Below are 18537 nucleotides of genomic sequence, written 5' to 3'. Positions count from 1 at the left end.
AGAACATTAAATTTCTGATTATTCTATTTATTAGAAGGAGAATATCTTATGATAAACTATCCTACTTTTTGGGACTCACTTAGCAACTTCTACTCTGCATCTCGGACACAAATTTATTTAAATAAATGCTATCGTTCCATAAATGACCCAACAGCCGATAAGAATAGTTACGAAAACTGCTACCCCTTCATCTATTATCTTGAACATGGCCAGACCTATTATTCTCAAGCAAAAATTGCACCTCTCTCTATTCAGCCTGTCCTTATTTTTTATGGATTTACTCAACTTCTCAAGGCCTGTGTTCTCACTAGCGATCCCAACTATCCGGAAAACACTGGAGTCCTTGCACATGGAGTAACCACAAGAAAGCGTAAGAAACAACAATATGAATTTTTGCAAGATGAAATCAAAATCCAAAAAAATGGGTTGTATATGCACGCACTAAATAAAGTATTCGGCATAAAACAAATTGAAAATGAACGTTATACTATGGAATCCTTGTTGAAGGAAATCCCAGAACTTTATGAGAGCTATCAATATTTATTCGGTAAAAAAAGTTATCAAACTCTACAGCATCAGAATAATCACTATCACTTATCACCTTCAATACTTGATACTTATCAAATGACAACAAATCGTTTTAAAGAATACTTAGAATCAAAAACAAAGCTAAATATATCTATTAGAGAATCTGATCACTTAGAAATGAAAATAGATCAAAAGCTTTTATTCAATAAGCATGCCCCTATCCGATATCATTTATTTGATAAAAATTTTATGCTTTCTCTCACTAAAAGTTCTGAGTGCTCCACCTTACCTGAAATTATGCTCCACTATCTTTTGCTGTACAACTTGAGCATGATATGTCGTTATGAAACCGAGTGGTGGTCAGAGTTATTGAAGACAATGCCTAACGAGGACTATCCACTCATCCTTCAATTTTTATCAATAACGCAAGAAAAAATTCCATTTTTAATTTACCAGTGGTTAACAAATGAAAGATTTCCCACTCAGTAATTTTTTAAAGATACAACATGGTGTTAAAATAAAACAGGGAAACTAACTCTAATAAGGGGCAGAATAGCATTTTAATTGGGAAGGCTGTTAAGTGAAGGAAGCCTTGTCCCCTTTTTCTTCATCTAAAAATGTAAGCCCTTGATTTCGGGGAATATTGACTGAGCTCTTTATGTTATTCTGTCTCTTAGTCCTAAGCGATATCTAGTTGCACACTAACAGGTCCTTCGAGTAAAGTTGTCCATTGGACTCATTCAAATGGCTAATACACTATTTCAAAGGGGGAAGGTGCTCGTGCTTGACTGCCGACATGCATTAATACCCTAAGGATCAATTACTTGATGCACCCACATCCTATGAGCTTTGCTACCGTCATCACATTAAGTGAAAGTCCGAGCTTAGCAGGTGTAAAGTTGTCAACAAAACTTCTTTTAAAAACTTATACGTTTAAAAAAAGGCTCTTTTCGTAAAGATTGTTGTTTGCGAGACTCCTGCTTAGTGAAGCGTGTTGAGGTAGGCTCCTTTAGACCGCCCGCACAAAGTGAGTACCTGCAACGGAAATCAACCAAGATATTCGTGTAAATATCATTTAAAAGCAACAACGTATGCGAAAACAGCCAATTCGAAAAATCAGCTATATTTATAGCTGGTCTTTCGAATTGGCTAGTACTACCTTATATCCGGCGTTATTAGTGAAATGCGATGAATGACCGATTACTGTATCTACTTTCATCACTGTCTCATTTTCCCCCGTTGCATTAAATAAAAGAGTCCAGCAGATATGCTGGACTCTCAATTTGCTTGGCAACGTCCTACTCTCACAGGGGGAGACCCCCAACTACCATCGGCGCTAAAGAGCTTAACTTCCGTGTTCGGAATGGGAACGGGTGTGACCTCTTTGCTATCGCCACCAAACAATAAAGGAATATCATTCCTTCAAAACTAGATAATAAGAAGGTTTTTTGCTTTTTCAAGAACAATAAGGTTAAGTCCTCGATCGATTAGTATCAGTCAGCTCCACATGTCGCCACGCTTCCACCTCTGACCTATCAACCTGATCATCTTTCAGGGATCTTACTAGCTTACGCTATGGGAAATCTCATCTTGAGGGGGGCTTCATGCTTAGATGCTTTCAGCATTTATCCCGTCCGCACGTAGCTACCCAGCGATGCTCTTGGCAGAACAACTGGTACACCAGCGGTGCGTCCATCCCGGTCCTCTCGTACTAAGGACAGCTCCTCTCAAATTTCCTGCGCCCACGACGGATAGGGACCGAACTGTCTCACGACGTTCTGAACCCAGCTCGCGTACCGCTTTAATGGGCGAACAGCCCAACCCTTGGGACCGACTACAGCCCCAGGATGCGATGAGCCGACATCGAGGTGCCAAACCTCCCCGTCGATGTGGACTCTTGGGGGAGATAAGCCTGTTATCCCCGGGGTAGCTTTTATCCGTTGAGCGATGGCCCTTCCATGCGGAACCACCGGATCACTAAGCCCGACTTTCGTCCCTGCTCGACTTGTAGGTCTCGCAGTCAAGCTCCCTTGTGCCTTTACACTCTACGAATGATTTCCAACCATTCTGAGGGAACCTTTGGGCGCCTCCGTTACATTTTAGGAGGCGACCGCCCCAGTCAAACTGCCCGCCTGACACTGTCTCCCGCCCCGATAAGGGGCGCGGGTTAGAATTTCAATACAGCCAGGGTAGTATCCCACCGACGCCTCGACCGAAGCTAGCGCTCCGGCTTCACAGGCTCCTACCTATCCTGTACAAGCTGTACCAAAATTCAATATCAGGCTGCAGTAAAGCTCCACGGGGTCTTTCCGTCCTGTCGCGGGTAACCTGCATCTTCACAGGTACTATAATTTCACCGAGTCTCTCGTTGAGACAGTGCCCAGATCGTTACGCCTTTCGTGCGGGTCGGAACTTACCCGACAAGGAATTTCGCTACCTTAGGACCGTTATAGTTACGGCCGCCGTTTACTGGGGCTTCAATTCAAAGCTTCGCCTTGCGGCTAACCTCTCCTCTTAACCTTCCAGCACCGGGCAGGCGTCAGCCCCTATACTTCGCCTTGCGGCTTCGCAGAGACCTGTGTTTTTGCTAAACAGTCGCCTGGGCCTATTCACTGCGGCTTTTCCGGGCTATTCACCCTAAAAAGCACCCCTTCTCCCGAAGTTACGGGGTCATTTTGCCGAGTTCCTTAACGAGAGTTCTCTCGCACACCTTAGGATTCTCTCCTCGCCTACCTGTGTCGGTTTGCGGTACGGGCACCCTACATCTCACTAGAGGCTTTTCTTGGCAGCGTGGAATCAGGAACTTCGGTACTATATTTCCCTCGCCATCACAGCTCCGCCTTAATGGAAACGGGATTTTCCTCGTTTCCGGCCTAACTGCTTGGACGCGCATATCCAACAGCGCGCTTACCCTATCCTTCTGCGTCCCCCCATCGCTCAAACGATGTATAGGTGGTACAGGAATATCAACCTGTTGTCCATCGCCTACGCTTTTCAGCCTCGGCTTAGGTCCCGACTAACCCTGAGCGGACGAGCCTTCCTCAGGAAACCTTAGGCATTCGGTGGAAGGGATTCTCACCCTTCTTTCGCTACTCATACCGGCATTCTCACTTCTAAGCGCTCCACCAGTCCTTCCGGTCTAGCTTCAACGCCCTTAGAACGCTCTCCTACCACGGATACCATACGGTATCCATCCACAGCTTCGGTGTTACGTTTAGCCCCGGTACATTTTCGGCGCAGAGTCACTCGACCAGTGAGCTATTACGCACTCTTTAAATGATGGCTGCTTCTGAGCCAACATCCTGGTTGTCTAAGCAACTCCACATCCTTTTCCACTTAACGTAAACTTGGGGACCTTAGCTGGTGGTCTGGGCTGTTTCCCTCTTGACTACGGATCTTATCACTCGCAGTCTGACTCCCGAGAATAAGTATTTGGCATTCGGAGTTTGACTGAATTCGGTAACCCGTTGGGGGCCCCTAGTCCAATCAGTGCTCTACCTCCAATACTCTCATCTCGAGGCTAGCCCTAAAGCTATTTCGGAGAGAACCAGCTATCTCCAGGTTCGATTGGAATTTCTCCGCTACCCACACCTCATCCCCGCACTTTTCAACGTACGTGGGTTCGGGCCTCCATTCAGTGTTACCTGAACTTCACCCTGGACATGGGTAGATCACCTGGTTTCGGGTCTACGACCTCATACTCATGCGCCCTATTCAGACTCGCTTTCGCTGCGGCTCCGTCTTATCAACTTAACCTTGCATGAAATCGTAACTCGCCGGTTCATTCTACAAAAGGCACGCTATCACCCATTAACGGGCTCTAACTACTTGTAGGCACACGGTTTCAGGATCTATTTCACTCCCCTTCCGGGGTGCTTTTCACCTTTCCCTCACGGTACTGGTTCACTATCGGTCACTAGGTAGTATTTAGCCTTGGGAGATGGTCCTCCCTGCTTCCGACGGGATTTCTCGTGTCCCGCCGTACTCAGGATCCACTCAGGAGGGAACGAAGTTTCAGCTACAGGGTTTTTACCTTCTTTGACGGATCTTTCCAGATCACTTCACTTACCCCGTTCCTTTGTAACTCCATGTTGAGTGTCCTACAACCCCAAGAGGCAAGCCTCTTGGTTTGGGCTATCTTCCGTTTCGCTCGCCGCTACTCAGGAAATCGCGTTTGCTTTCTCTTCCTCCGGGTACTTAGATGTTTCAGTTCCCCGGGTCTGCCTTCAGTACCCTATGTATTCAGGTAAAGATACTGTTCCATTACGAACAGTGGGTTTCCCCATTCGGAAATCTCCGGATCAAAGCTTACTTACAGCTCCCCGAAGCATATCGGTGTTAGTCCCGTCCTTCATCGGCTCCTAGTGCCAAGGCATCCACCGTGCGCCCTTTCTAACTTAACCATATGGTGGCTGATAAACGAAAAGTTTACCAAACAACCTAGTTGTTAAAAGGTCTTACTTGATGTCTTGAAAAATTAATGCAAAAATTTGCCTTCTATCTATTATCTAGTTTTCAAAGAACGATATTGGTGGAGCCTAGCGGGATCGAACCGCTGACCTCCTGCGTGCAAGGCAGGCGCTCTCCCAGCTGAGCTAAGGCCCCATTGTAAACAGAATGTGAATGGTGGGCCTAAATGGACTCGAACCATCGACCTCACGCTTATCAGGCGTGCGCTCTAACCAGCTGAGCTATAGGCCCATTCTACTATAATGGTATTAAATTGAATGAATTACTCATTCAAAACTGAACAAAACAAAAGCGCTCGTTATATTCCTTAGAAAGGAGGTGATCCAGCCGCACCTTCCGATACGGCTACCTTGTTACGACTTCACCCCAATCATCTGTCCCACCTTAGGCGGCTGGCTCCTTGCGGTTACCTCACCGACTTCGGGTGTTACAAACTCTCGTGGTGTGACGGGCGGTGTGTACAAGGCCCGGGAACGTATTCACCGTGGCATGCTGATCCACGATTACTAGCGATTCCGGCTTCATGTAGGCGAGTTGCAGCCTACAATCCGAACTGAGAATGGCTTTATGAGATTCGCTTACCCTCGCGGGTTCGCAGCTCTTTGTACCATCCATTGTAGCACGTGTGTAGCCCAGGTCATAAGGGGCATGATGATTTGACGTCATCCCCACCTTCCTCCGGTTTGTCACCGGCAGTCACCTTAGAGTGCCCAACTAAATGCTGGCAACTAAGATCAAGGGTTGCGCTCGTTGCGGGACTTAACCCAACATCTCACGACACGAGCTGACGACAACCATGCACCACCTGTCACTTTTGTCCCCGAAGGGAAGTCTCTATCTCTAGAGAGGGCAAAAGGATGTCAAGACCTGGTAAGGTTCTTCGCGTTGCTTCGAATTAAACCACATGCTCCACCGCTTGTGCGGGCCCCCGTCAATTCCTTTGAGTTTCAGCCTTGCGGCCGTACTCCCCAGGCGGAGTGCTTAATGCGTTAGCTGCAGCACTAAAGGGCGGAAACCCTCTAACACTTAGCACTCATCGTTTACGGCGTGGACTACCAGGGTATCTAATCCTGTTCGCTCCCCACGCTTTCGCGCCTCAGTGTCAGTTACAGACCAGAAAGTCGCCTTCGCCACTGGTGTTCCTCCACATCTCTACGCATTTCACCGCTACACGTGGAATTCCACTTTCCTCTTCTGCACTCAAGTTCCCCAGTTTCCAATGACCCTCCACGGTTGAGCCGTGGGCTTTCACATCAGACTTAAAGAACCACCTGCGCGCGCTTTACGCCCAATAATTCCGGACAACGCTTGCCACCTACGTATTACCGCGGCTGCTGGCACGTAGTTAGCCGTGGCTTTCTGGTTAGGTACCGTCAAGGTACCAGCAGTTACTCTGGTACTTGTTCTTCCCTAACAACAGAACTTTACGACCCGAAGGCCTTCTTCGTTCACGCGGCGTTGCTCCGTCAGACTTTCGTCCATTGCGGAAGATTCCCTACTGCTGCCTCCCGTAGGAGTCTGGGCCGTGTCTCAGTCCCAGTGTGGCCGATCACCCTCTCAGGTCGGCTACGCATCGTGGCCTTGGTGAGCCATTACCTCACCAACTAGCTAATGCGCCGCGGGCCCATCTGTAAGTGACAGCCGAAACCGTCTTTCCATCTCTTCTCATGCGAGAAAAGAAATTATCCGGTATTAGCTCCGGTTTCCCGAAGTTATCCCAGTCTTACAGGTAGGTTGCCCACGTGTTACTCACCCGTCCGCCGCTAAATCAAGGGAGCAAGCTCCCTATCATTCGCTCGACTTGCATGTATTAGGCACGCCGCCAGCGTTCGTCCTGAGCCAGGATCAAACTCTCCAAAAAGTGTTTGACTTGCTCATTGTTGTTATAGTGTGTACTCACTTAATTTAAAACGTTGGCGCTTTGTTTTGTTCAGTTTTCAAAGAGCAATGTTTGTTGTTTATCAGAAACAACCTTATTAATATAACACATCATGTTGTTGCAGTCAACAATTTATTTTCTTTCGGATAAAATTTCTTTTAAAATTACTATCACTTGTTGACGACTTTATTATTATATATGGTATCTTTTTAAATTTCAAGCTTTATTTGAATTAAATATTTTAAAAAGATACCGATCTATTTATACCAAACATTGATTAGTGCAATTTACTTTTCCATCTATATTTTTAGACTAAGAAACGATTACTACCATTTTGTAAAACTTCCTCAATGAATAAATCTCTATTGTTATTTAAGTGGATTAACTCACTTGTATCAATAACTTTAATTAACGGCCTTGTCGGAGATTGTTTATCAATAAATATAATCTCAGCGATATATCCATTCGATAATCGTACTCTGCTCCCCATTGAGTAGTTCATAATACAAGACAAGAGTTTATTAATCACGGTAATATCAAACTTCCCAAAATCATCTTGCATGATCATCTCCATGACTTTAAATGGTGATTGTTTCTTTCTATAGGTCCTTTCAGATGTCATGGCATGATAGACGTCTGCTACTGCAACAATCTTTGCAAAAGCATGCGGTTTTTGTTCGCCTTTTCCACGCGGGTACCCACTGCCGTCCAACCTCTCGTGATGCTGGAAAATAGCATATTTAACTGACTCCTTTAATATGGTACTCCTTTGAAGCATTCTCAGACTATAAATTGGATGTTTCCGAATCTCTTCATATTCTAGAGCTGTTAGACTTGTACCTTTATCTAATATTGTGGGAGAAATTTTGGCCATTCCACAATCTGCTAGACTCCCCGCGAGCGTGATTTGATATACATCCGCTTTATTATAATCCATTTTTTTAGCAAGATATCCACTTAAAAGGCCTATGGAAACCATGTGATGATAAAGGTAATCTTCTTTATTAGAATAATGATGTAACGAAAAGATTTCTAGAGGGATTTTTAGAGACCTTTCAAAAAGTGGAATCATAATTTCTCTTATTTTGGCTACATCAACATCACTTCCCGCCTGCCAATTCTGGAACTGATGCTTATATGTTTGAACAACCTTTAAGTAATTTGCAATAAAGCTAGAGTGTTCATTAGCTTCTTCCCCTTCTTCAGTAATTATTTCACGAGGTGTAAATTTTTGTCCATTAACAAGGGTATTTTCCACGCTAACTTCAGTGATTAAAAAAGCTTTAAGTATTTCTAATAATTCTTCTGTTAAAATCGTTTTCCTATTCATTATTGGATAGCTTGTAAATCCGTTAATATCCTTATTAAGAATACATCCTGCTACCAAGTCTTTTGTTTTGACTAGCAAGCTTCTCACCTCTTAATTTACATCTGTTTATCGCACTACCATAATATTACTTTATTTAAGTAAGAAAAACCATGTAGTATTTAATACAAGTGTTAGTATCAGCATAAAATGAAACTTGCCTTATTTAGGTATGGATGCCCACAAAACTCATTTAAAGCATTTACTCTTCAAAAAAAGGACACGAGCTAATTAACTCGTGTCCCGTTTATTTATCATTCTTCCGTGTCATTTACTTCAACTATTTCATCAATAGCTTCGTTTGGCTGTTCTTCAGCAAGATCGTCTTCATTCTCTTTTTCTTCTTCACGTTCAGCCATTGCAACTGTAGCTACGAATTCATTTTCCGTATTTTCCAGACGGATGAGTTTAACGCCCTGAGTATTTCGACCAGTTGTTGAGATATCTCCAACTGCCATGCGAATCAATACGCCCTCTGCAGTGATAATCATGATATCTTCTTCCCCAGTTACTGTTTTGACAGCAACCAGCTCGCCATTTTTATCCGTTACATTGCAGGTTTTAATTCCAACTCCACCACGGCTTTGGATTCTATAATCTTCTGCAGGAGTTCGTTTTCCATAACCAAATTTAGTTACGATCAGCACTTCTTCATTTTCTTCAAGAATCTCCATGCCAACAACCTCATCGTCTTTCCTCAAGGAAATCCCCTTAACCCCAGCTGCAGTCCGGCCCATAGAACGGACGTCTGTTTCAGGGAACCTAATCAGCATGCCGTCTTTTGTACCAATGACGATTTGTTTATCACCATCTGTAAGACGGACTGAAATTAATTCATCACCTTCGTTTAACCCTACGGCAATTAAACCGTTATTACGAATGTTAGCAAAAGAGGATAATGGTGATCTTTTAGAAACACCAAACTTTGTCGTAAAGAATAGAAAATCGCCATCGGTAAATTCCTTAACTGGAATAATGGCGTTTACCCATTCCCCTTTTTCAACCTCAAGTAAATTGATTAAAGGTAAGCCTTTTGCAGTTCGACCATATTCAGGAATTTCATACCCTTTTGCACGGTATACTTTTCCTTTATTCGTGAAGAATAACAGCGTATCATGTGTAGATGTCGTTAAAAGATGGTTTACAAAGTCATCTTCATTCGTTCCCATCCCTTGTATTCCTCGTCCACCGCGTTTTTGACTGCGATAAGTAGATACTGGTAATCGTTTAATGTATCCATTATGCGTCAAAGTTACAATTGTTGTTTCTACTGGTATTAAATCTTCATCCTCGATACTTTCAAAGCCACTCATCAAGATTTCAGTACGACGTACATCATTGAAGCGTTCTTTAATTTCAAGCAACTCTTCACGGATAATGTGTAATACCTTCTCTTCATCCGCAAGAACAGCCTTTAATTCAGCAATGAGTGCAACTAAAGCTTGATATTCTTCTTCAATTTTCTCACGCTCTAGTCCAGTCAAGCGTTGTAATCGCATATCTAAAATGGCTTGAGCTTGTTTTTCAGAAAGTGAAAACTGTGTCATTAATCCTTCGCGTGCAATATCCGTCGTTTGTGACCCACGAATTAATTTAATAATGGCATCCAGATTATCAAGGGCAATTCGTAAACCTTCAAGAATGTGCGCACGAGCTTCTGCTTTTCGCAATTCAAATTCAGTTCTTCGACGAATGACTACTTTTTGGTGCTCTAAGTAATAATATAAGCATTGTTTTAAGTTCAATACTTTTGGTTGTCCATCCACAAGTGCAAGTAAGTTAACACCGAATGTCGTCTGCATAGAAGTGTGTTTATATAAATTGTTCAACAACACATTGGCATTAGCATCTTTCCGAACTTCCATGACAATCCGCATGCCGTTCCGGTCTGATTCATCTCGTAAGTCTGTTATGCCTTCAATTTTCTTATCACGGGCAAGTTCGGCAATTTTTTCAATTAGTCTAGCCTTATTTACTTGATAAGGAATTTCAGTAACCAGAATGACTTGTTTGCCATTTGACTTCGTTTCAATTTCCACTTTCGCTCGTTGAATGATGGAGCCTCTTCCAGTTTCATAAGCTTTTCGTATACCACTGCGACCCAAAATATAACCGGCTGTTGGGAAGTCCGGGCCTGGAATGAACTCCATCAATTCAGCGATTGTCATGTCAGGGTTTTTACTCAAAGCCAAAACGCCGTCAATCACTTCCCCTAATTGGTGCGGCGGAATATTGGTTGCCATCCCAACTGCAATACCAGATGATCCATTTACTAATAAGTTTGGGAATCGAGCTGGCATAACAACGGGTTCCTTTTCAGAACCATCATAGTTATCCTGGTAATCAATTGTATCTTTATTCAAATCACGAAGTAATTCCATCGAAATTTTCGACAATCTTGCTTCTGTATAACGCATCGCTGCAGCCTGATCCCCATCGACAGAACCAAAGTTCCCATGGCCATCTATAAGCATATGACGATAGTTGAACGGCTGAGCCATTCGTACCATCGTTTCATATACAGCAGAGTCACCGTGCGGATGGTACTTACCGATAACTTCTCCAACAATACGAGCTGATTTCTTAAACGGTTTATCAGATGTCATGCCAAGGTCATTCATTGCATAAAGAATTCTTCGATGCACTGGTTTTAGGCCGTCCCTAACATCAGGTAAAGCCCTTGAAACAATAACACTCATTGCATAATCTAAAAATGAAGTTCTCATTTCGGTACTAATATTAATTTCTTTAACATTTTCTCTTTGATTTTCTGACATGGAGCAGACCTCCTTATTTAAAACTGTGACCTAAGTTTGTTTAACCAGTAGGACGGTATGTATAGGGTATGTCCCAAAGGAGTCAGCCCCCACACTGCACTTTTAATGTATATTGTTGATTGCAAGGGCTGATTTCTTTGATTTGGAATAACCTCTATTTGTTAAATATCAAGGTTTTGAACGTAAATGGCATTTTCCTCAATAAAGTTACGGCGTGGTTCTACTTTATCACCCATCAACATTTCGAAAGTTTCATCGGCTTCGATTGCATCACTCAAACTAACCTGTAATAGCGTTCTTGCTTCAGGATTCATAGTCGTTTCCCACAATTGCTCTGGATTCATCTCACCAAGCCCTTTGTAACGCTGCAGGCTAGGTTTAGGCGAACTTGGCAAGTTTGCCATAATTTCAGTAAGCTGACGATCATTATAAGCATATTCTACTCTCTTACCTTGTTGAATCTTAAAAAGAGGCGGCTGGGCAATATAGATATATCCATGCTCAAGGATTTTTCTCATATAGCGATAAAAAAACGTCAACATCAATGTACGGATATGGGCTCCATCTACATCTGCATCTGTCATAATGACAATTTTATGATATCGAGCTTTTGCAATGTCAAATTCCTCGCCAATTCCTGTACCAAGCGCTGTAATAATCGTACCAATTTCAATATTATTTAAAATTCGATCTAAGCGTGCCTTCTCAACATTCAAGATTTTACCTCTAAGTGGCAGAATGGCTTGGAAATGCCGGTCACGGCCTTGCTTAGCTGAACCACCCGCTGAGTTCCCCTCAACAATATATAATTCACTAATAGATGGATCCTTTGATGAGCAATCCGCTAACTTACCCGGTAGACTCGAAACCTCTAGTGCACTCTTCCTTCTTGTCAATTCACGTGCCTTTTTAGCCGCCATTCGTGCTCTAGCCGCCATTAGCCCTTTATCAACAATCTTTCTAGCTATAGAGGGGTTCTCGTATAGAAAGGAATCAAGCCTTTCTGACAAAATCGAATCCGTCACAGTTCTTACTTCTGAGTTTCCAAGCTTTGTTTTCGTTTGCCCTTCAAATTGTGGGTCTGGGTGCTTAATGGAGACAATTGCAGTTAAGCCTTCACGTACATCATCTCCTGACAGATTCGCATCTGCCTCTTTAATTAACCCATTTTTACGAGCATAATCATTAATAACGCGTGTCAAGCCTGTCTTAAAACCAGACTCATGCGTTCCACCTTCATATGTGTGAATATTATTTGCAAATGTGAATAAATTGCTAATATAACTTTCATTGTATTGCATCGCTATTTCTACGGAAATACCGTCCTTTTCACCTTCCATGAATATCGGTTCTTCATGGATTACTTCTTTAGAACGGTTCAAGTGTTCAACATATGACTTGATTCCGCCTTCGTAATGATATTCACTCTTCTTGCCTTCACCGCGTTTATCTTCAAGACTTATTAAAATTCCTTTATTCAAAAAAGCAAGCTCGCGGATACGCGTTGCCAATGTATCAAAGTCATACTCGAGTGTTTCTGTGAAAATTTCGCTATCCGGTTTAAAATGAATTGTTGTCCCGGTATGGTCCGTTTCATCAATTACTGCTAAGTCACCTTGTGAGACACCACGCATAAATTTTTGATAGTGAATGTTCCCTTCACGATGAACATACACTTCTAAAACTGATGAAAGAGCATTAACAACCGAAGCACCTACACCATGCAAACCACCTGATACTTTATAACCTCCGCCGCCAAACTTCCCACCAGCATGCAAGACTGTCAAAATAACTTCAACCGCAGGGCGACCCATTTTCTCTTGAATTCCGACCGGGATCCCCCGTCCATTATCAATGACAGTTATACTGTTATCTTCTTCAATAATCACTTGAATCTGGTCACAAAACCCTGCAAGTGCTTCGTCAATACTATTATCAACAATTTCCCAAACGAGATGATGGAGTCCTTTTCCTGATGTAGAACCAATATACATACCCGGACGTTTACGTACAGCTTCAAGTCCTTCTAAAACCTGTATCTGATTTTCATCATATGCCTGACCTTGTACTTCCTTTTGATCCATTGTCATACGATTTCACCTACACTTTTCTTTTTGCATTCTTTTGTTTGTTCAAAAAATAAGATCATATATTTTAAAAAAGTAGTTTTAGTGTCCAGCACCTAACTACTTGAGTTCAAATAACGTCCAAGCTTCTGAAGTAAAAGTAGAGACTTCAGAGGCCTAGAAACATTTGCTTGTTGGACTAGCGAAGGGTATGTCAAAAGTCGAAATTCTTCCTGGGCACCTCCGCCTATTATAAGTGATAAGGATATATAGGTCTTTTCAAAATGGTTTGGTGTCGCCCCACTCGGACCATTACAGGACGCCTCAAACTTAATAGGTCTTCCTATGTTCGAGGCGCTATGTTGTTCATTGCGTCTCCTCGACTAATAAATTATGGCAGAATAGCTAGTCTTACATAGTCAAGAACTGATGACGGCTTTTCTTATCTATTCATCGATTAATATCGTTCGTTGTAATGACCGGCGTTTTAATGTTGCCGATGCAAGAGGTGAATAATAAACAACCGTATTTGTAATAACGATTGATTTGATTGAACCCTTTGCTAAATTTTGTGTGACTTCTGCCTTTTTTCGCAAAAACTCCTCCATGGTTGGAGATGAATTGAGTAAATTTTTATCCAGAATTGCAATAACCTCATCCGTTTTTACAAGAATGTCCTCACCGATATGAAGATACATGCATTCACCCCATCATTTTACTTTAGTCACATTTCCCTGACTCACATGGAAAGTAGAAGCCTCACGCAAGGTTTGGTGATCAATTCCCTCCACAGAGGTTGTGGTAACAAAGGTTTGAACCTTCCCTTGAATGGTATTTAACAAGTGCGATTGGCGATAATCATCTAGTTCAGATAATACGTCATCTAATAATAAAATGGGATATTCCCCTATTTCTGTATGAATTAATTCAATTTCAGCAAGCTTTAGAGAAAGTGCTGTTGTCCGTTGTTGACCTTGAGATCCGTACGTTTGAACATCTCGTCCATTCACAAAAAAAACTAGGTCATCACGATGCGGACCTATAAGCGTAATTCCCCGTTCAATTTCTCTCCCTTGAATTTTAACAAACTTTTCCTGGAATACTTCTATCATTTTCGACAAATTACTACTTTCTGATACATCCAAGGATGGTTTATATTCAATTTTCAGCTCTTCTAAGCCGCGAGAGATGCCAGAATGTATCGGTTCAGCCCATTTTTGAAGCAAAGCAAGAAATTGAAATCTTCTTTGTAAAATTTTTACTGCATATTGTATGAATTGTTCTGTCAATACATCGAGCATTGCTTTATCGGTTTGTTTACGCGTCTGGAGCAATTTCAAATAATGGTTTCTTTGTTGTAGAATTTTTTGATATTGACTCATATCATGAAGGTAAACTGGAGATACCTGACCAATTTCCATATCAATGAAACGGCGCCTGCCTTGCGGATTCCCTTTAACCAGGTGAAGATCTTCTGGTGCAAACATAACCACATTCATATTACCAACATATTGGCTTAACTTTTGTTGCTCAATATGATTACTTTTTGCCTTTTTACCCTTTTTTGATATAACCAGTTCAAGTGGAATCGAAGTATTTCTCTTTTTCACCCTACCCTCTATTTTAGCATATTCTTCATCCCAACGAATAAGTTCTTTATCATTTGATGTCCTATGGGACTTTGCCATCGCTAAAACGAAAATAGATTCCATCACATTCGTTTTCCCTTGAGCATTTTCTCCTAGAATGACATTTACTTTATTTTCGAAGTGAAGGTCCATATCCTGATAGTTCCGATAGTTTTTCAGTTTTAGTTGTTCAATATACATAAGCGCTTCTTCCCTTTACTCTAACGCGTAATAGTAAAACTACCGAACGAAGGAATATCAATCTTGTCTCCATCTCTAAGTTTCTTTCCCCGTCTATTATCAAATTCACCGTTGATAAAAATTTCATATTCACTCAAAAACCATTTAGCCATTCCGCCGCTCTGAATAATGTCAGCTAATTTTAAAAATTGACCTAGCGTAATATATTCTGTGTCAATCTGAATTTTAGTCATCCGTCCATCACTTCTTTCAAAGTAGTCTCTAATATTTTATTGTACTAAATAAATTGCATAAAGACAAAGTTAACATTAGCAAAGCAAAAACACTGTGAGAAAAAGTAGTTGTAGTTACCATATTCTGTTAATTAGGGGGTGATTTATTAAAAAGTGACCCTCTACAGTCCAGCGGAGCTTAGACATTAAATCGTACTAAAAAGGTTTATACCTTTTTGACCTTCAAAAAAAAGCCTTTTTAAAGGCCTTTTTTCTTGAAGGAGGAATTAGTTTGTCTGTCCGCATTTAAGCTTCACTGTCTCATTCATTAATACGTCCTTACAGGTAAGATCAACTGCAGCATTGTGTCATCATGAAGTGAACGAATAATAAATGGACGCATTGCTCCAGTAAAATTAATTGTAATGTCTGTTCCTTCTAGAGCCTTCAAAGCGTCCATTACAAATTTGGCGCTAAAGGAAATCTTTAATTCTTCTCCTTCAATGGATTCCGCTTGCAACTCTTCGCTTACTTTTCCGATTTCAGGCGTATTCGAAGATACCTCAATGACCCCATGTTCTAAAGTAGTCAGCTTCACAACATTATTTTTTCCTTCTTTAGCCAATAAAGAAGCACGATCAATCGCTTGAAGAAAATCCTTCGAATGAACGGTAATTGAAGTTTTACTTTCATTTGGAATTAAGCGAGATGTATCAGGATAATTTCCTTCAAGCAAACGTGAGAAGAACAATAAATTCTTTGCCTTAAATAATACTTGATTCTCCGTAATGACCATTTCAATCAATTCATTCGTATCATCAAGAAGTTTGCTTAATTCACTTAGGCTTTTTCCAGGAATTACAACACTATATGAACCGACTACCTTATTATCAATTTTTGCTTTTCTCATGGCTAATCTATGACTATCTGTTGCAATACAGATTAATTCATCATCCTCTACCTTTAAGTTTACACCTGTTAAGATAGGGCGTGTTTCTGAGGTGGACACTGCAAATACTGTTTGACGGATTAATGTCTTCAATAAATCTGCAGGTAATTTAAATGTTTGGTCCTCTTCTATGATTGGCAAATGAGGATATTCTTCAGCATCAAGTCCATTTAAATTAAATTCAGCTTTACCTGAACGTATAATGGTCTGAAAGCCATTTAACACCTCAATATCAACTGTGTCCATTGGAAGTTTTTTCACAATATCTCCGAAAAACCTGGCATTTAGAACAATGCTGCCACTCTGCTTAATTTCTACAATTTCATTTTCTCCGTCCTCAATTGGGATAAACGATTGAATAGAAATATCGGAGTCACTTCCTGTTAAGGTTACCCCGTCTTCTACTGCTGTTATTTTTATTCCCGTTAAAATCGGAATTGTTGTTCTTGATGTGACAGCTTTCATTACTTCTTGAACACTATGCACTAAACGATCTCTTTGAATAATAAATCTCATTTTTCATCCTCCAATATAGTTCTAACGAATAGCCTGATGGCATATGTTATTTATATATTTATTTATTTAAAAGATAGTAGTAATAGTAGTAGGGCCTGTGAATATGTGGATAACCCAGAGAAACCTAAGGAAAAACAGTCTATCCACATGTGGACAGACTGTGTGTAAGTGGTAGTGTGTTATGCACATAATTCAGAGTAACTTATACTTTTAGCTGTTCTTGTATTTCTTTTACCTGTCTTTGAAGCAATGGGTCAGTTTGAAGAAGCTTTGAAATTTTTTCATGAGCATGGATAACTGTCGTGTGATCACGACCTCCAAATTCATCACCTATTTTCGGGAGGGAAAAATCCGTTAGTTCCCTTGATAAATACATGGCGATTTGTCGCGGAAAAGCTAAAGTCTTTGTCCGCTTTTTTGCTTTGAAATCTTCCAGTCTTATATTGTAATGTTCGCCGACTGTCTTTTGGATTTCAAGGATTGTAATGATTTTAGGCTTTGAACTTGGAATAATATCTTTTAATGCTTCTGCGGCTAAATCAGCATTGATGTCTTTATTAATCAATGATGAGTAAGCAACTACTCGAATCAATGCCCCTTCAAGCTCACGAATATTGGAGTCAATTTGATTAGCAATGTAAAGCATAACCTCATTTGGAATATCCAATCCGTCTGCTTTTGCCTTTTTCCTAAGAATAGCAATCCTTGTTTCTAAATCGGGCGGTGTAATATCGGTAATTAATCCCCATTCAAAGCGTGAGCGTAAGCGGTCTTCTAAAGTAGGAATTTCCTTAGGTGGACGGTCACTTGAAATAACAATTTGCTTACTTTCTTCGTGAAGAGCGTTAAATGTATGGAAAAATTCTTCCTGGGTAGATTCTTTTCCAGCTAAAAATTGAATATCATCAATGAGAAGCACGTCAACAGTACGATACTTGTCTCGGAACTCACCAGCTTTATTATCTCGAATGGAGTTGATAAATTCATTCATGAACTTCTCCGATGAAAGGTACACAACCTTAGCATGAGGGTTATGCTCAAGTACGTATTGACCAATCGCATGCATAAGATGTGTCTTTCCAAGCCCAACACCTCCATAAATAAAGAGAGGGTTATATGCCTTAGCTGGTGCTTCAGCAACTGCTAAGGAGGCAGCATGGGCAAAGCGGTTGCCCGACCCGATGACAAACGTATCAAATGTGTTTTTTGTATTCAACATAAACTGTGGAAAGTCAGCTGAATCGTCATCAAGCTTTTTTGGTTTTTTTGCCCGGGTTGAAACCTTCATTGAATCATCCCCTTGATCAGAGGGGATGATAAATTTGACTTCCAATCCTTCACCTGTGAGTTCAAGCAAAACTTCCGAAATAAGGTGGGAATATCGTTCTTCAAGCCAGTCGCGAGCAAATTCATTTGGTGCAATGACCGTCAGTATATCTCCTTGCAGCATATGGGCTTTTGTGGATTTTAGCCATGTTTCAAAACTAGGCTTACTTATTTTATTCTGCATGCTTTTCAGTGATTGGTCCCATAAACTTTCGATATTATCCAATAAGATCCCTCCTTTACAGTTTTATATGAAATAACGATAAATACGGCCGATTGCCATGGTTTTAGCAGGGGAAAAATCAAATCTATTTCATTATTATCAAGTGAAACAAAAGCCTTTGTACACGGCTTGTACAAGTTTATTTGGGATACTGGTATAAATATTCATCAACAGGAATAAGGGATAAATATATAATAAAGAAGATAAATGATATTTCGACAATATCCACGGGCTGTGGACAAAAAACTACCCACAGGTTGTATAAACTATCCACATGTTATCAACACTTTGTGGATAACTCAAAATTGTTGATAAAGTTATTCAGAGTGAAAACACAAATATAATATCAGAAATTCAGGCTTGTTGCAATGGCTATTAAAACTTTATCCACAAGAT

Annotated in this window: 9 protein-coding genes, 2 tRNA genes and 3 rRNA genes; 1 reads left to right on the top strand and 13 read right to left on the bottom strand. The window is 41.1% G+C overall.

Annotation, left to right across the window (positions count from 1 at the left end; genetic code table 11):
• The first annotated feature begins 48 nt into the window (after positions 1–48).
• Complete coding sequence (locus AC1MGI_RS05005; protein ID WP_480348811.1) at positions 49–1017, top strand: YaaC family protein; 969 nt, start codon at positions 49–51, stop codon at positions 1015–1017.
• A 796-nt stretch (positions 1018–1813) separates the two neighbouring features.
• Here AC1MGI_RS05005 and rrf read toward each other — a convergent pair.
• The 13 genes from rrf to dnaA all read right to left on the bottom strand — a co-directional run bounded on the left by rrf (position 1814) and on the right by dnaA (position 18144).
• A 5S ribosomal RNA gene (rrf, locus tag AC1MGI_RS05000) occupies positions 1814–1929 on the bottom strand.
• A gap of 66 nt (positions 1930–1995) precedes the next feature.
• Positions 1996–4931 (bottom strand): 23S ribosomal RNA (locus AC1MGI_RS04995).
• A 126-nt stretch (positions 4932–5057) separates the two neighbouring features.
• Positions 5058–5133 (bottom strand) — tRNA-Ala (locus AC1MGI_RS04990).
• A gap of 19 nt (positions 5134–5152) precedes the next feature.
• Positions 5153–5229, bottom strand: a tRNA-Ile gene (locus AC1MGI_RS04985).
• Between the two features lie 80 nt (positions 5230–5309).
• Positions 5310–6859: ribosomal RNA gene (locus tag AC1MGI_RS04980) — 16S ribosomal RNA — on the bottom strand.
• Together the 16S, 23S and 5S rRNA genes with 2 tRNA genes alongside form the textbook arrangement of a ribosomal RNA operon.
• A gap of 325 nt (positions 6860–7184) precedes the next feature.
• Positions 7185–8294 carry an HD-GYP domain-containing protein gene (locus AC1MGI_RS04975; RefSeq protein WP_480348810.1) on the bottom strand — a complete coding sequence of 370 codons (1110 nt, stop codon included), beginning with the start codon at positions 8292–8294 and terminating at the stop codon, positions 7185–7187.
• A gap of 203 nt (positions 8295–8497) precedes the next feature.
• Positions 8498–11020 (bottom strand): DNA gyrase subunit A, encoded by a 2523-nt coding sequence (gene gyrA, locus AC1MGI_RS04970; RefSeq protein ID WP_480348809.1) that lies wholly within the window; start codon positions 11018–11020, stop codon positions 8498–8500.
• Between the two features lie 161 nt (positions 11021–11181).
• Complete coding sequence (gene gyrB / locus AC1MGI_RS04965; RefSeq protein WP_480349704.1) at positions 11182–13104, bottom strand: DNA topoisomerase (ATP-hydrolyzing) subunit B; 1923 nt, start codon at positions 13102–13104, stop codon at positions 11182–11184.
• Between the two features lie 428 nt (positions 13105–13532).
• Complete coding sequence (gene remB, locus AC1MGI_RS04960) at positions 13533–13784, bottom strand: extracellular matrix regulator RemB (protein WP_480348808.1); 252 nt, start codon at positions 13782–13784, stop codon at positions 13533–13535.
• 12 nt (positions 13785–13796) lie between these two features.
• Positions 13797–14915: a DNA replication/repair protein RecF gene (gene recF, locus AC1MGI_RS04955; protein WP_480348807.1), complete on the bottom strand. Its 1119-nt coding sequence runs from the start codon at positions 14913–14915 to the stop codon at positions 13797–13799.
• A 20-nt stretch (positions 14916–14935) separates the two neighbouring features.
• Complete coding sequence (gene yaaA, locus AC1MGI_RS04950; protein ID WP_062186639.1) at positions 14936–15148, bottom strand: S4 domain-containing protein YaaA; 213 nt, start codon at positions 15146–15148, stop codon at positions 14936–14938.
• Between the two features lie 307 nt (positions 15149–15455).
• Positions 15456–16592 (bottom strand): DNA polymerase III subunit beta, encoded by a 1137-nt coding sequence (gene dnaN, locus AC1MGI_RS04945; RefSeq protein WP_480348806.1) that lies wholly within the window; start codon positions 16590–16592, stop codon positions 15456–15458.
• Between the two features lie 202 nt (positions 16593–16794).
• Entirely contained in the window at positions 16795–18144 is a 1350-nt protein-coding gene (dnaA, locus tag AC1MGI_RS04940) for a chromosomal replication initiator protein DnaA (RefSeq protein WP_480348805.1), read from the bottom strand.
• Positions 18145–18537 lie beyond the last annotated feature (393 nt).

The organism is Peribacillus sp. BM1, from assembly GCF_056679975.1.
Note: the sequence above shows the minus strand (reverse complement) of the source record. Positions and strands in the feature narration are given on the sequence as shown.